Raw genomic sequence first — 15,759 nt, 5'->3', positions numbered from 1 at the left:
GATCAGGCGGCGACGATGCGCAACGCGGCGCGCCGCGACCAGGCGGTCGCGCGGTTGCGGCCGGCTTCCTTCGCGTCGTAACAGGCGCGGTCGGCCGCCATCATCCAGGCGTCGACATCGGCATGGCCGGGGCTCAGTTCGGCAACGCCGATGCTGGCACCGAAACGCAGCGCCTGCTGCTCGAACGGCAGCGTGATCGACGCGATCGCGGCGCACAGTTCGGCGGCCAGCTTCAGCGCCGCATCCTCCGCGCAATGGTCGAGCAGCACGACAAATTCATCGCCACCGGCGCGGGCGGCCAGGTCGCGGCTGCGCAGGCGTGCCAGCAGCGTGCTGGCCACCGCGCACAACACGGTATCGCCGGCGGCATGGCCGGCGCTGTCGTTGATCTGCTTGAAATGGTCGAGGTCGATCATCAGCAGGCTGGCCGGCAGCGACTGCGGCTGCGCGTCGAAGGCGTTCTGCAGCCGGTTTTCCAGCGCCTGCCGATTCGCCAGGCCGGTCAACGCGTCGTGGTTCGCCGCCCATTCGAGCTCGTTGCGCGCGACCACCTCGTCGGTGATGTCGGTGATCGTCCAGATCGTTCCGGCGCGGCTGTTTGCCGCATCGACCGGGCGGCCGCGCAGATGCGACCAGAAGCGGCTGCCATCGGCACGCCGCATCCGCACGTCGCCGACATAGGCCTCACCGTTCGCGAATGCCGCAGCCACCGCCGGTGCAAGCGCGTCGTAATCGGCCTGCGAGTCATAAATTGATACCGCCGGCTGGCCGAGCAGGTCGGCCTCGCTGCGGCCGAGCAGGCGGCAGAACTCGGTGCTGACCAGTTCGAAGCGGCGGTCGCGGGTAAATGCCAGTCCGACCGGGGCATTGCTCATCACCGAACTGAGCTGCTGCAGCAGATGGCTGTTCGACGCTTCCAGCCGGGCCCGTTCGACGCCGATATGGCGCAGCACCGCTGCCAGGCTGCCGATTTCGCCGCCGACCTGCGGCCAGCCCTCGTGCGGGTCGAGCTTGTCCTCGAACATCCGGCGTGCCCGTTCCTGCACCTGGCGCAGCGGCCGCAACAGCCAGCGCAGGCCGAGCAGCATCAGCGCGCTGCACAACACGATCAGCACCGCCGCCCAGGTCAGTGCGGCGCGGCGCGCGGCATGCAGCGCGGCAAACAGCTGCTGGTCGTCGACCGCACGCCAGATCACCCAGTCCGGACCGGGCACGCCGCCGGCAGTGACCAGGCCGGTCGCGCCGACGATCGTCAGCCCGCTCGGCTCGACCGGGTTGCCGCCGCCCTGCCAGCGCTGCGCCGCCGTGGCCAGCCGCGGCTCGACCGACAACGGGGACAGCACCAGCGCCGGATCGGGATGGGCCAGGATGCGTCCCTGCGCGTCGGTGATGACACTCAGCGCACCGTCGGTCTCGTCGCCGCGGTCGACCAGATCGACCAGCAGATTGCGCTGACCGAGGTTCAGGCTGCCGGCCAGCACGCCTTGCACGCCATTGCGGTCGACCAGCGGCTGGGCAAAGATCACGATCGGCTCGCCATGCCGGCGTGACGGCACCGCGCGCGAGATGATCGGCCGCATCTCGTTCAGCGCCTGCTGGAAATAGGGGCGATCGCGCAGATCGAGGGTCGGGTGCTGCAGGCCGTTGGCGTCGATCAACGCGCGCATCCGGCCGCTGGCGTCGACGACGAAGACCGAGCTGAACATCGTGCGCAGGATCGGCAGCGAATGCAGGAAATCGTCGACCGCACGCTGGTCGCCGATCCGGCCGGCATTGAAGCGCTCGGCGCCGATCTTCAACGCCTGCTGAAGTTCGATGATCCGGCGCGACAACGCGGCGGCGTCGCGCGAGGCCTCGTGCAATTCGCGGTCGCGGGCGGCCGCCAGCGTGTCGCGTTCGGTCTGGCGCACCAGCACCAGTGTCGTCAGCACGATGCCGAGCACCAGCGCCGCCAGGGCGCCGGCCGTGATGCGGTATTTCAGCGACGCGGATGCTGCGAGCAGCGACTTCCGCATGCGCGGGAATGTATTCATGCCAGACGTGAAGTGAACCAGGCCGTTGCCGCGGCTCCGGTCGTTCGTTATCGACCGCTGGACCGGTCGACTTGAGCGCGGGCGTCGCCGCTCAGCGCGGCGCCTGCAATTCGCCGAGCAGGCGCGCGCGGTCGACGCTGTCGGCGAGGTCGGCCAGCGATTCGTAGAAATGCTGCTCGTCGATTGCTCCGGCAGCCGCACGCTTCACGAGGATGCGGGCAATCGGGCCGACATGCGGCGTCAGCACCCGGATTGCATGGGCCTTGACGTCGTCGGCGATCTCGCGGCGCGCCTGTGTCGGGTCGCCCGGCTGGCGAGCCGCGTCGAGCGTTGTCGGCCGGGTTGTCAGCGTCGTGCCACCTTCCAGGCGCGACAGGAAACGTGCCCGGTCGGCCGGATTGTCGATCTGTGCGGCCAGCGTTTCGCAGACGCCGGCCAGGTCCTGGGCCTGCCGCGCCGCGCGGCGCACCATCACCCGCGCCATCGGTCCGACGACGCTGGCCAGCGCCCGCTCGATCGGCGCCAGCAAGTCGGCATCCCAGCCGGTCGGCGCCAGCGCGGTCGAACCGGATCCGGCGCCCGAACCCGCGCTGGTCGGGGCCTGCGAACCGCTGCCGGTGGCCGGGATGTCCGCAGCCGCCGGACGGCTCGCCTCGACGGCCGGAATCCGCTGTACCAGCGTCGGGATGTCGGTGACCGTGGCACCCGGCGCCAGCGTCGGCTCGAGCCGTTTGGCCAATGCCGCGCGGAATTCGGCTGCGCTGGCGAAACGGCTGGCCGGATCGCGTGCCAGCGCCCGCGCGATGATCTCGTCATAACCGTCGACCCGGGTGCCGACGACGACACGGCTCGGCGGTTCCGGTGCCTCGTTCATCACCTTGAACATCACCGACGCCGCGCCGCCTTCGAACGGTTTGCGGCCGGTCAGCAGCCGGTACAGCAACACGCCAGCGGCATAAAGGTCGGAGCGGTGGTCGACCCCCTCGCCGGTATATTGCTCCGGCGCCATGTAGCCCGGCGTGCCGATCTGCGAATTGATCAGCGTCAGCCCGGCATTCTCGATCCGCGCGATGCCGAAGTCGGTCACCTTGATGCGCCCGCTCGAGGTGACCAGCAGGTTTGCCGGCTTGATGTCGCGGTGCCAGACACCGTGTTCATGGGCGCAGCCGAGCGCATCGAGCAGCTGATCCATCAGACGCAGGATTTCCGCTTCGGGCAGCGGCGGATTGCTGCGCAGCAGCTGCGCCAGCGATTTGCCCTCGACATATTCCATCGCGATGAAGGCGGTGCCGCGGTCCTCGCCATATTCGTAGATCGCGACGATGCCCGGATGCGACAGCCGGCCAACCGCCCGCGCCTCGTTGCGAAACCGCGCCGCCATCCCGTCGGCCGCCTGCTCCAGGCTGCCTTCCTCGCCCTCGAGCAGCTTCGCATGCACCGTCTTCAGCGCCACCTCGCGCCCGATCCCCGGATCGAAGGCCCGATAGACCACCCCCATCGCCCCCTCGCCGATCACCCCCTTGATCGGATATTTGCCGAGTTGAGTCGGGTGCTCCATTCAGCGGCTCCCGGCTGCGCCTCGCGCGGCGTCATGGATATCTCGCGTGGTGCACGATCCGCGGCAAGCGAGCACCCCGCCCTGATCAAGCAGCCGCCGCGGATCCGGCTCCGCCGGTCCGCCAGCGGCGCCCCCCTGGGGGGGGTGAGCGCGGACGTGCGTGCCTGCCTGCGCAGGCACGCGCGCCTCGCGAACCGCCCGAGCTCTGCGAGGGCGTGGCACGGCGAAGCCGCTCCGGGGGGGGGTCATGATTCCAGCATCTTCATCGCATGCACCAGACTCTTGCGCATGCGGCCGAACGACTCGGCGAGTACGCCGATCTCGTCGTTCGACCCGACGGTGAATTCCGGCGCATCGAGCTCGCCCATGCTGACGCGGTCCGACAGCGCCGACAGCCGGCTGACCGGCTGGATCACGAGTTTGTAGAGCATCAGGTTCAGTGTCACGCCGATCAGCAGAAAGACCCCGGCCAGCATCGCCATCACGACACCGAATGCGCGGTCGGCGCGTTCCAGCGGCAGCGCCATCGGTACCGAGACGAACTGCGCGCCGAGCGTTTCGTTCAGCGTCCAGCCGAAGCCGTTGCCGGGGCCGTATTTGTCGACCAGCGGTTTCGGCGCGGCGGCGGGCGTGCTGTGGCAGGCCAGGCAGCGTTCGTTGGTGATCACGATCGGCTTCGCGATGTACAGCGCCGGGCCGGTTGCCGTCTCGCGCTTGCCAATGAATTCGCCGCTGCTCGACTGCTTCTTGAACTGGTTGATGACGTCTTCCTCCCAGGCCACTGCGCGGTCGCGCGGGTTGGTCGGATTCAGCATCGCCGCCTTGTAGCTGTAGTCGGGATAGGTCTGCTGCAGTGCATTGAGCACCTCGGTCGACGAATAGGCCGGCACCGACTGCGGCAGAAAGTTGTATTTCATCTGCGTCTCGAGCAGCGGCGCGATCTGGTTTGCCGTGTAGTAGCTGACGACACGCGCCTTTTCCATCAGCAGCCGGGCGCGGTCGATCACCTCGGCCTCGGCATCGCGCTGCAGCAGGCTGCGCGCAATGAAGCCGGCAATCGCCAGCCCGACGATGAAGACGAGCAGGAAGGCGAGGTTGAACTTCAGCAGCAGTTTCATGACAGTCCTTGGTGGATGCGGTCAGTCAGGGGACGCGACACCAGCTTAGCGGGCTGGTTCAACTGTGCAAGCCCGCAGCGCCGGTCGGCGCGGCTGCCGTCATCTGCCCCGGGAAAGCACCCGCGCCCATTCGGGATGCGCCTTCATGTTGGCGATCAGCGCGTTGCGGAATTCGGCATCGCGGGTCAACGGCTGCCAGCGCTTCATCGCCGGCCGGCGCAGCGTCCACTCGACCGCCAGCCAGTCGCGCGCGTCGTCGTAGCCGATGTCGCCGATTTCCTTCGCCACCGGCTTGCGGCTCGCGAACAGTGCGGCGCGGTCAGGCAGCGTATCGAGGAAGCTGCGCGGCAAGGCGGCGATGAATTCAGGCGCCGCCCGGCCGCCGAGCGTCGACTTGCCCTGCTGCGGGCGGCCCAGAAACTGGCCGGCGGCGAGGCGTCGGTGTTCGCCGACCGGTTTTGCATCGCGCCGTTCGTGGAACGTGGCGCTGCCCGATTCGATGAACAGCGCCACCGCGGCGTCGTCGACCTGCACCACCAGGCTGCCGTCGGCATCGATCACGTCGATCGCCGGCGACGCCAGCAGCGGAATCGAACGGCCGGCGGCATCGGTGCCGGCGCCGACCGCTTTCATCTTGATCCAGCCGGCGAGCAGGTACAGCCGCGCAAAACGGCCGCGCTCGCCGTAGAACTGCGGGTCGATCAGCACCCGCGTCGACGGGCCGAGGTTGAACGCGGCGCCGTCCGGATATTCGATCCGCGTGACCCGCGCATCGGCCGTGGTCTCGATGATGTCCTGGCTCAGCAGGCGCAGACCCTCTTCGGCGCGCAGCCGCTTGTCGCCGCGCAGCAGCTGCGCCGGACCATCGACGATCGTCAGGATCGCCAGCGCGTCGTCGGCGGCCCGCGCCGGCTGCCAGCCGAACGCCAGCACGAGCAGCAGGCCGCATGCGGTGGCTGCAGCCGCGAGCCGTTCCCATATCCGCTCGACATCCTTGCGCATGGTGATGGCCGATCCGCTACGCGCAGGCGAAATGCCCACGTCACCGATTCATTATCAGTGACGGCGGTGCTCGCCTACATACCCTTGAACAGGCCGCTGAAACTGCGGCTGACCTCGAGTTTTTGCGGGTGGCCCTTGACGCTGACGATCTGCCGGCCACGCAGGTCGCGGGTCACGCTGGCGATCGCCCGCGCGTTGACCAGCGTGCTGCGGTGGATCTGCCAGAACATCTCGGGGTCGAGTTCCTCGAGCAGTTCCTTGATCGGCTTGCGGATCAGCGCCTCGACGCTGGCCGTCTGCACGCGGGTATATTTTTCGTCGGAGATGAAAAACAGCACCTCGTCGACCGGGATCATCTGGATGCTCTGGCCGACGCTGGCCTGTATCCACTGCAGCCGGGTCGGCGGCGCCGGGTTCAACTGGGCCGCAAGTTTCTGCAGCAGGCCTTGCATGTCCGGCGTATGGGTCGGCAGCGGGGCGGCTGCGGCATCGGCCGCGTCGCGGGCGCCGATCCGCTGGCGGATGCGCTCGACGGTGCGGCGCAGCCGCTCCGGGTCGGCCGGCTTCAGCACATAGTCGACGACGCCCTGCTCGAAGGCCTCGACCGCATACTGGTCGTAGGCGGTGATGAAGACGATTTCGCAGCCGGGCCAGTTGTCGCCGTTCGGCGACTCGTCGTGGGTTGGCAACTGCGCGATCTGGCGCGCCGCGGCGACGCCGTTCTGACCTGGCATCCGGATGTCGAGGAAAACGATGTCCGGGTGATGTTGCGCAGTCAGCTCGACCGCCTCGAGGCCGTTGCGCGCCTCGGCAACGATCTCGAGCTCGGGCCAGACCTCGGCCAGCCGGCCGCGGATCTGCTCGCGCATCAGCCGTTCATCGTCGGCGATCAGTGCGCGGGTCATCGGCGGCGCTCCTGTCGTCCACCACCGTTGTCGAGAATGTTCACGTCGAGGCTCCTGTCTCCGAGGTCGACTGGTAGGGCACGGTGATCGTCACCGCGGTACCGCCACCGGGATTTTCGGCAATTTTCAGCGCCGCCTTGCTGCCGTACAGCAGCTGCAGCCGCTCGCGGATATTCGACAGCCCGATGCCGGTGCCTGCGGTCGCCGACTTGCCGAAACCGAGCCCGGTATCGGCCACCGTCACCGCCAGCTTGCCATGGACGATTTCGGCGCTGACGGTCAGCCGGCCGCCGTCGGCCTTCGGCTCCAGCCCGTGCTTGATCGCATTCTCGACCAGGCTTTGCAGCATCATCGGCGGGAATTCGGCCGACAGCAGGCCGTCGCTGACCCTGATCTCGGTGCTCAGCCGCTCCTCCATCCGCACCTTCAGGATCTCCAGGTACGGTCTGATCACCGCCAGCTCGCGGCCGAGATCGCGGGGGTTCGTGCTGCCGCCGTTGACGTCGCGCATCGACGGCATGCTGGCACGCAGCAACGCAATCAGGTTTTTCTGCATCTGCGAGGCCCGCTTCGGATCGGTCTCGATCAGGTGGTCGATGCTGGCCAGCGTGTTGAACAGGAAATGCGGTTCGACCTGCGCCTGCATTGCCGCCATCCGCGCTTCGACGACCTGGCGTTTCAGTGCTTCGCTTTCGGCGGTTTCGGTTGCCTGCGCGGCCTTGGTTTCGGCCTGGATGCGGCCCTTGTAGGCAAACTTGATGATCGCCGACGCGATCACGAACAGCCAGGCGAGGTTGTTCAGAAAGTCGCCGAGCTTGAGCCGGGTCACGCGCACCCTGCGGTTCGGCACGCTGCTCTCGGCCACCACCTCCGCGGCATCGGCTGCAGCCTGTCGGGCGTCGGCTATAGCCTGCTCGATGTCGCGCCGGGCATCTTCGATCGCCTGGCGGACCTCGTCGGTATCGGTGCCTTTCGGCAGCTTGAACTGGAAAGACGGCGCCGACGGCGGCAGCGGTGGCGGCGGTGGTGGCTCGGGCGCGGTCGGGCGCCCGGGTCTGGCCGGCGTGGACGAGGCTGCTGATGCGGCCGAGGCCGGCGCGGCGGGTTGTTTCGGCGTGATCCGCACGCCGTGGTCGTCGATCGTGACCTCGTAGCCGACCGGCGGCTTGGCCGGCTTGTCGACGATTTTTTTCTTTGGCCGCGGCGTCGTGATCTCGACCTGTTCGTGGATCGTCCAGGTGAATGGCGGCAGTTCGCTGATCACCTCGACCGCGATGATCAGTAGCAGCGCGAGCACGACGAAGCGTTTCCAGCTGATGCCGACCAGCCAGCCCGCATAGGCCCGGAAGCTGCGGACTGCCGCTGCCGAGAAGGTCTGCCAGCGGCTCACCGGTGCCGCCCGATCACATGAAGAATCACCATCGCGCCCACTTTAGGGATAGCCCGGCGGCTGCGGCCAGCAGATTCCGACGGGCTGCAACGGCGGGTCGCCCAGCGGCAGCCATTGGCGACAGACTGCATCGCAAGATGAACCCTCAGGCGGCGGGTGGCTCGGGCCAGCGTCGCTGTGTCGGCCTGATCTGCTCCCATGCGCGGGCCGCCTGCAATACGCCGAGGTCGTCGTGGCGGGCGCCGATGATCTGCAGGCCGATCGGCAGCCCGGATCCGGTCCAGCCGCAATTGATGCTCGCCGCCGGCTGTTCGCTCATGTTGAACGGCAGCGTGTAGACGATGTGCTCGAACGGCCGCGTCGGGTCGTTGGTCGGGCAGGGCAACGTCGCGTCGAACGCGGCGACCGGCGCGGTCGGCGACAACACGATATCGAAGGGCGCGCAGGCGGCGACCGCAGCGTCGCGCAGCACCGCCATCTGGCTGTAACCCTTGAACACCCGTTCGCCACTGAGGCCGGCGCCACCGCGCGCCCATTCGACGATGAACGGCAGCACCCGCGCGCGGCGCGCCTCGTCGAGTGCTGAGATGTCGATCCAGCTGCGGGTGCGCCAGAAATCATCCATGCCTTCGAGCATCGGGCGCTGGACAAAACTCGGCATCAGCTCGACGTGGGCGCCGGCGCCCTCGAACAGCCGCGCCGCCGTCTCGACCGCGGCACGCACCTCGGCATCGAGCGGCAGCCCGAAACCGGCGTCGAGCCAGAGGCCGATCTTCAGACCTTTCGGATCGCGCTCGAGGCGCTGCCAGGCGATCTCCTGCCACGGCAGGCTCATCGTGTCGCGCAGGTCGGGCCGCGACAACGGGCCCATCGCGAGCGCCGCGTCGGCAACGTTGCGGGTCAGCGGCCCGGCGACCCGGCCGGCATACGGCGGATGGATCGGAATCCGGCCGAGGCTGGGCTTGAAGCCGAACACGCCGCACCAGCCGGCCGGCAGCCGGATCGATCCGCCGATGTCGGTGCCGAGGTGCAGCGGCCCGTAACCCGCGGCCGCGGCGGCAGCGGCGCCGGCGCTGCTGCCGCCGGGGTTGCAGTCGAGTTGCCACGGGTTGCGCGTCAGCGGGTGAAAACTCGACAGGCCGGACGACAACATGCCGTAGTCGGGCATTGTCGTCTTCGCGAGCAGCACCGCGCCGGTCTCGCGCAGCCTTGCGGCCGGTGGCGCATCGCGCGGCGCCGGCGCCAGTTCGGTCGCCGCGGTGCCCAGCGGTGTCGGGATGCCGGCGGTCGCGATGTTTTCCTTGATCGTCACCGGCACGCCGTCGAGCGGCCCGAGCGGCTCGCCGGCCAGCCAGCGAGCCTGTGATGCCTCAGCCTGGCGCAGCGCCGCCTGCGCATCGAGCGCATAGGTTGCCTGCAGCTGCGGCTCCCATGTCTCGATCCGGGCCAGCGTGTCGCGCACGACCTCGACCGGTGACAAGGCTCGGCTGCGGTAGGCCGCGACCATCGCGACGGCGTCGAGTTCGTGAAGCGATCCGCTCATCTGTGCTGCTCCGTATGCTTGTTCTTGCTGCTCAAGGTTCGCCGCCGCTGTCGCCGCGCATCAATGCCAGCAGCTCGTCGGTTTTCAGCGTGCCGCCGGCCTCGCCCTGCTCGAGCACGCTGTCGGCCAGTTCGCGTTTGTGCTGGTGCAGCGCAACGATGCGGTTTTCCAGCGTGCCCTGATTGACCAGCCGATAGACCGTCACCGGCCGTTGCTGGCCGATCCGGTGCGCGCGGCCGCTCGCCTGGTCTTCGGCGGCCGGATTCCACCATGGGTCGGCAATGATCACGTAGTCGGCGACGGTCAGGTTCAGGCCGAAACCGCCGGCCTTCAGGCTGATCAGGAACAGGTCGCCTTCACCGGACTGGAAGGCGGCGACGCGGCGCGTGCGTTCGGCCGCCGGCGTCGAGCCGTCGAGGTACTGGTAGTTGATGCCGGCCGCATCGAGCGGCTCGCGCAGCAGGGCAAGAAAATCGACGAACTGGCTGAAGACCAGCGCCTTGTGGCCGTTTGCGCGCAGCTCGGTCGCCAGTTCGGCGAAGGCGGCGACCTTGGCGCCGGGCGCGCCGAAGGCCGGGTTGACCAGCCGCGGGTCGCAGGCCGCGCGGCGCAGCCGGGTCAGCTGGGCGAGGATGTTGAACTGCGCCTGGCCGGGCTTGTCGGATGCAGCGGACGCTTCCGCCGCGGCCAGGGCCTGCTGGCGCAGGATCTCGTAGAACGCGCGTTCGGCCGGCCCGGCGTCGACCGCAAGCGTCGTCTCGGTGCGCGGCGGCAGGTCGTCGAGCACTTCGGCCTTGGTCCGGCGCAACACGAACGGCGCGATCAGCCGCCGCAGGTTGCGCTGCGCGATGCGGTTGCCGTCGCGTTCAATTGGAACGGCAAACCGGTCGTTGAACTGCTTCGCGCTGCCGAGCAGCCCCGGGTTGCACAGCTTCATGATCGACCACAACTCGGCCAGCCGGTTCTCGATCGGCGTGCCGGACAGCGCGATGCGGAAATCGGCCTGCAGCTCGAACGCCGCCTGGCTGCGTTTGGCGCCGGCATTCTTGATCGCCTGCGCCTCGTCGACGACCAGCGTGTGCCAGCTGCGGCGGCCGAAATCCTCGGCATGCTGCTGCAGCAGCTGGTAGGAGACGACGATCACGTCGCCGGCGGTAGCGCCGTCGATCAGCGCACGGCGGTCGCCATCACCGAACACGCTCAGCTGCAGGCCCGGCGCAAAACGCCGTCCTTCGGCGAGCCAATTCCCGCCGAGCGATGTCGGCGCGACCACCAGCGCCGCGCCACCGCTGGCGCGGGCGAGCAGCAGCGCCAGCGCCTGCAAGGTCTTGCCGAGCCCCATGTCGTCGGCCAGGATCGCGCCAAAACCGGCCGCCGCCAGCCGCATCGCCCATTCATAGCCTTCGCGCTGGTAGGGCCGCAGCTCGGCCTGCAGCGCACCGGGCAAAGCCGGCTGCAGCGCCTGGGTCTCGAGCAGGCGCTCGATCCGCGAAACAAACGTCGTATCCGGCTCGAAGCGGCTGCCGGCCAGTGTCGCATCGAGCCAGCCCGATGCCAGCGTCGGCACCTGCAGCGTTTCGGCACTGTCGCGCCGCTGGCGCGCTGCAATCGGTTCGGCCACCGCCGCCAGTTCATCGAGGCGACTCCGCAACTCCCGGGTCAGCGCGAGGTAGCGGCCATCGCCAAGCGGGACAAAACGGCTGCCGCCGCTGCGCGACCAGTCGAGCAGCGCGTCGAGGCCGATCACCTCGGTCTCGTCGAGCGCGACCCCGCCCTGCAATGCAAGCCAGTCGCGGCCGCTGCGCAGCCGCACCCGCAGCTGGCCGATCGCCGCCGTTTCGACGCGCACCGGCTTGCCCTGCGGCCAGTCGATGCCGGCCAGCGCATCGAGCGTCGGCAATTGCTCGAGCAGTGCCAGCGCATCGTCGGCGCTGTCGAGTTGCCATTCGGCGCGGCCGTCGGCCGGCGGCGTCAGCATCGTGCAGGCGTCGAGCACGGTCTCGAGGTGCTGCCGCTCGAGCGCCAGGTCACGCTGCGCGCCAAGCGTCTCGTCGCCGACCTTCGCGAGCAGCCGATTGCGGCCGTGGCCGGGTGCCAGCCGCGGCCCGGCCGCGCCGAGCGGGGCGACGACCAGCCGCAGATGGAGCGCCTCGCCGCGCGGCGACAGCTCGGCGCGGAGTCGGCTGTCGGCAGCGACATCGCGGACTTTTTCCTCGGCCTGTTCGACATCGGCATGGACCGCAAAGTGGCTGCCCAGGCGCTGCAAGACCGTCTGCAGCTGCGGCAGTGCCGACTGCGGCACCAGCAGCTGTTCGCCGATCAGTTGGGCGGCGCGCTTCTGCGCCGCTGTCAGGCGAATCAGCCGGGCGCGGTGGGCGCCGTCGCGCAGCACGGTGATCTGGCGCAGCGCCTCCTGCTCCTTCAGCTCGGCGGCCGACAAGGCCCACGGTGCGGCGCTTTCCGCCTCGTCGGTGCGCAGCGGCGGCAGCAGCCGCAGACACAGCGACGCACCCGCCTGGCTGACGTCGAGCTCGGCCTGCGCCTCGATCAGCTTGACGGCGATGCCCGGCGCCTCCTTCAGTTCGAGCGCCGGATGGTCGACCAACGCGGCCGCGGCGGCCGCCAGGTCGAAACGGAAACCACGCTGGTTGTACGGCAGCGGGCGCAGCGCCATCGCGACCGCGGCGTCGTGGGGTGCCAGGCCTTCGGCTTTCGCGAGCCGGGTCAATGGCACGTCGCGCGGCTTGCCCCAGCCGCGCGGGCCGCGTTTCTGCTCGAACGGCAGCAGGTCGACAATCCGGCCGCGCTCATCGACGTCGAGCACCCACAGCAGGCGGGTCGTGCGGTCGGCTTCGGCGCCTGCATCGGCCACGCCGAGCGTTGCCAGCTCGGCCAGCGCCAGCCGCCAGGCCTCCTGGTTCGCGGCGCCAAAAAACTCCGCCGCCGCCGGCTCGCCGCGCAGCTTGGCCAGCGCACCATCGAGCTGCCCGGCCAGACCCTCGAGCCCGAGCCCGAGCAGATGTTCACGCAGCCGGATCGCGGCATCCTCTTCGCGCGGGTGCAGCTCAGTGCCATCGCTGCCGGTCTTCAGCCAGGCCCGCATCAGCCAGCGCCAGAAATCGAGCCGGTAGACCGCGTGGCGGTCGCTGAGCGGCTTGAAACTGCCGAGATCGAGGCGGCTGTCGCCGCGCCGGATCTGGATCGCCAGCGCAATCAGCCCCCAGCCACTGTCGGCCGAGCCTTGCCGCCGGCCGCTTTCGACGAGACAGAATTTCAGCGCCCGTTCCAGATGGACCGGCGAACCCTGCGCAAGCAGCGCCAGCACGTAAGGCAATGCGAGCAATTCGGGCAGCAAGCCCTTGCGTTTGCCGCCGGTCGGCCTGGCATCGGCCAGCAGGCGTTCGTAGGCCTGCTCGGCCTCGTCCCATCTACCCTGCCGCGCGAGCAGCGCCGCGCGCGCCGCATCGGCCCAGACGACAGCGCCGCCAGCCGGTGGCAGCAGCGCCAACAGGCGTTGCGGATCGGCCGACCACAGCTGGTGGATCACCAGCAGCTGGCGCAATCCGTCCCCCGAAGCCGCTGCGGCGGGCTGCTGCAGCAGCTGCTGCGCAAGCTCGACCGCCGGCAGCGACGCCGGGACCCACTCGTCGAGCTGGCGCTGCAGCGAACGTTCGAGGATCTGCGTCTGCAGCAGCGGCTCGAGCCGGGCGAACAGCGCGGCATCGAGGTCGGCCAGCACCGCAGCGGCAAAGACGTCGTTCCAGACGACGCCGAAACGGCAGTATTCCTTCAGCCGCAGCACCCGCTCGAACGGCAGGCCGCCGAACAGTTCGAGCCGGACCATCGCCGCCGCGCTGTCGGTATCGCTGAAATGGGCCCAGCTGCTCGGCGTCGAGTCGTCGAGCCGCAAGGTCGCCGCCAGCGCCTGGCGCAGCCGCGGCAGACCGTGCCGGTCGATCAGCTGCAGGTACAGCGCGCTGCGAAGCTGCGGCACGAGCTGCCAGCCGCCGATGCGGTTTGGTGCATCGACCAGCCAGCCGGCTTGCGCGAGGCCACGCACCAGCATCTGCACGTGCTCACCGCCAAAGCGCCGACCTTTTGCATCGACCGCGCCGAGCGCGGCGAGCAGATTGATGATCCAGGCCCGCGATTTCGGTGTCCAGCCCAGTGCATGGGCGAGCAGCACCAGTTGCTGATCGTCATCGAGCCTGGCAAAAGCGCTCGCCACCTCGCCATTGGTCGGTGCCGGTTCTGCCGTCGCAGCGGCGGTCGGCTGCAGCGGGCCGGCCATTCAGCGGCGCATCGCGGCCATGCCGCGTCGGCCGTGCCGCATCGGCAGGGCGCTGCTGCCGGGCGCGCCGCTAAAGCCGCTCATTGAGCTGCCAGAACCGCCGCGATCGCCACCGCGGTCGCCTCGACATTGCCGGTATTGAGCCCTGCGATGCACAGTCGGCCGGAGCGCACCAGATAGACGCCGTATTCCTTCAGACGGTCGCACTGCGCCGCGCTCAGCCCGGTATAGCTGAACATGCCGCGCTGCTGCAGAAAATAGTCGAAATTGCGGCCCGGCAGCTTCGCACTCAGCACCGCGTGCAGGCTCTTGCGCATCTCGAGGATGCGTTCGCGCATCGCATCGACCTCGCCCTGCCACTGCGCGCGCAGATCGGCATCCTGCAGCACGCGCGCGACGATCTGCCCGCCATGCATCGGCGGGTTCGAATAATTGCTGCGGATCGTCGCCTTCAGCTGGCCCAGCACATGGTCGGCCTGGCCATGGTTCGGGCAGACGACGCTGAGCGCGCCGCAGCGCTCGCCGTACAGGCTCATGTTCTTCGAGAACGAATTGGCAACGAAGAAGCTGAGACCGGCTTCGGCGAACAAGCGAATTGGCCAGGCGTCGGCCTCCAGGCCCTCGCCATAACCCTGGTAGGCGAGGTCGAGGAAGGGGATCAGCTCGTGTTCGCGCAGCACCGGCAGCAGCGCCTGCCACTGCTCGCGATTCAGGTCCACGCCGGTCGGGTTGTGACAGCAGGCGTGCAGCAGCACGACACTGCGCGGCGCCAGCGTGCGCAGCGCATCGCGCATCGCATCGAAGCGCAGCCCGCCGGTGGCCGGGTCGTAATACGGATAGCTGCTGACCGCCAGGCCGGCGCCGGCAAAAACCGCCTTGTGGTTGTCCCAGGTCGGTTCGCTGACGTGGACGCTGCTGTCGGGGAACCAGCGCTTGATGAAATCGGCACCGACCTTCAGGCCGCCGCTCGAGCCGACCGACTGGATCGTCGCGACGCGTTGCTCGCGCAGCACCGCCGAATCGGCGCCGAACAGCAGTTGCTGCACCGCGCTGCGGAAATTGGCGGCACCTTCCATCGGCAGATAGGGCCGCGCACCGGCTGCGGCGACGACGCGTTGCTCGGCCTCGCGAACCGACGCCAGCATCGGAATCTTGCCGGCATCGTCGAAATAGATGCCGATCGACAGGTTGATCTTGTCGGTGCGCGGATCCTTCTGGAAGGCTTCGTTCAGCGACAGGATCGGGTCGCCGGGATAGGGATCGACATGGTGGAACATCGGTGGCCTGTTCGCGGTGGTGGTGGCCCGATTATCCCGCCCGCTCCGCGCAGCGGTGTGCCGGGCCGCTCACGCAGCCAGCGCCTGCTCGATGTCGGCGCGCAGCGACTCCGGCTTGTCGGTCGGCGCATAACGCTTGATCGGCTGGCCGGCGCGGCCGATCAGGAATTTCGTGAAATTCCATTTGACCGAGGTGCTGCCGAGCAGACCCGGCGCCTGCTTCGTCAGCCATTTCCACAGCGGATGGGCATCGTCGCCGTTGACGTCGACCTTCGCCATCATCGGAAAGCTGACGCCGTAGTTTTTCTGGCAGAAGCTCGCGATCTCCTCGTTGCTGCCGGCATCCTGGGCGCCGAACTGGTTGCACGGAAATCCGATCACCACCAGGCCGCGCTCGGCGTAGTCCTTCGCCAATTCTTCCAGGCCGGCAAATTGCGGCGTGAAGCCGCAGGCGCTGGCGGTATTGACGATCAACAGCACCTTGCCGCGCTGCGTCGACAGATGCGCCGGCTTGCCGTCGATCGACAAGGCCTCGAAGTCGTAGATGCTGCTGGCTTGGGCGGTCATCGCTTTTCCTTGATTGGTGGCTGGTAACCAATGATCGGTGATCGGCGATCTGTGTGGGAGGGGCTTCAGCCCCGA

10 protein-coding genes are annotated in these 15,759 nt (G+C 68.6%); all 10 read right to left on the bottom strand.

Annotated features, from left to right (window positions below; translation table 11 throughout):
- Positions 1-2 precede the first annotated feature (2 nt).
- Positions 3-2,033, bottom strand: coding sequence for a diguanylate cyclase domain-containing protein (locus ACNH6H_RS10645; protein ID WP_418317514.1), 2,031 nt, complete (start codon positions 2,031-2,033; stop codon positions 3-5).
- Positions 2,034-2,124: 91 nt separating this feature from the next.
- Positions 2,125-3,591: a serine/threonine-protein kinase gene (locus ACNH6H_RS10640; RefSeq protein WP_418317513.1), complete on the bottom strand. Its 1,467-nt coding sequence runs from the start codon at positions 3,589-3,591 to the stop codon at positions 2,125-2,127.
- 245 nt (positions 3,592-3,836) lie between these two features.
- Complete coding sequence (locus tag ACNH6H_RS10635) at positions 3,837-4,709, bottom strand: c-type heme family protein (protein WP_418317512.1); 873 nt, start codon at positions 4,707-4,709, stop codon at positions 3,837-3,839.
- A 99-nt stretch (positions 4,710-4,808) separates the two neighbouring features.
- Entirely contained in the window at positions 4,809-5,711 is a 903-nt protein-coding gene (locus ACNH6H_RS10630) for a hypothetical protein (protein ID WP_418317510.1), read from the bottom strand.
- Positions 5,712-5,785: 74 nt separating this feature from the next.
- A complete protein-coding gene (locus ACNH6H_RS10625) occupies positions 5,786-6,616 on the bottom strand; it encodes a LytR/AlgR family response regulator transcription factor (protein ID WP_418317508.1) in 831 nt (276 codons plus the stop codon).
- Between the two features lie 40 nt (positions 6,617-6,656).
- Positions 6,657-8,006, bottom strand: coding sequence for a sensor histidine kinase (locus ACNH6H_RS10620; protein WP_418317506.1), 1,350 nt, complete (start codon positions 8,004-8,006; stop codon positions 6,657-6,659).
- Between the two features lie 145 nt (positions 8,007-8,151).
- Positions 8,152-9,549 (bottom strand): amidase, encoded by a 1,398-nt coding sequence (locus tag ACNH6H_RS10615; protein ID WP_418317505.1) that lies wholly within the window; start codon positions 9,547-9,549, stop codon positions 8,152-8,154.
- Between the two features lie 31 nt (positions 9,550-9,580).
- On the bottom strand, positions 9,581-13,840 hold the full coding sequence (locus tag ACNH6H_RS10610; RefSeq protein ID WP_418317503.1) for a DEAD/DEAH box helicase: 4,260 nt from the start codon (positions 13,838-13,840) through the stop codon (positions 9,581-9,583).
- An 80-nt stretch (positions 13,841-13,920) separates the two neighbouring features.
- Positions 13,921-15,117, bottom strand: a complete 1,197-nt coding sequence (locus tag ACNH6H_RS10605) for an aromatic amino acid transaminase (protein ID WP_418317501.1) — start codon at positions 15,115-15,117, stop codon at positions 13,921-13,923.
- A gap of 69 nt (positions 15,118-15,186) precedes the next feature.
- The gene (locus tag ACNH6H_RS10600; protein ID WP_418317500.1) at positions 15,187-15,684 is read right to left on the bottom strand and encodes a glutathione peroxidase; all 498 of its coding nucleotides are present in this window, start codon (positions 15,682-15,684) and stop codon (positions 15,187-15,189) included.
- Positions 15,685-15,759: the final 75 nt, after the last annotated feature.

It is taken from the genome of Pseudideonella sakaiensis, assembly GCF_048320135.1.
Taxonomy (GTDB): domain Bacteria; phylum Pseudomonadota; class Gammaproteobacteria; order Burkholderiales; family Burkholderiaceae_C; genus Ideonella_A; species Ideonella_A sakaiensis_A.
Note: the sequence above shows the minus strand (reverse complement) of the source record. Positions and strands in the feature narration are given on the sequence as shown.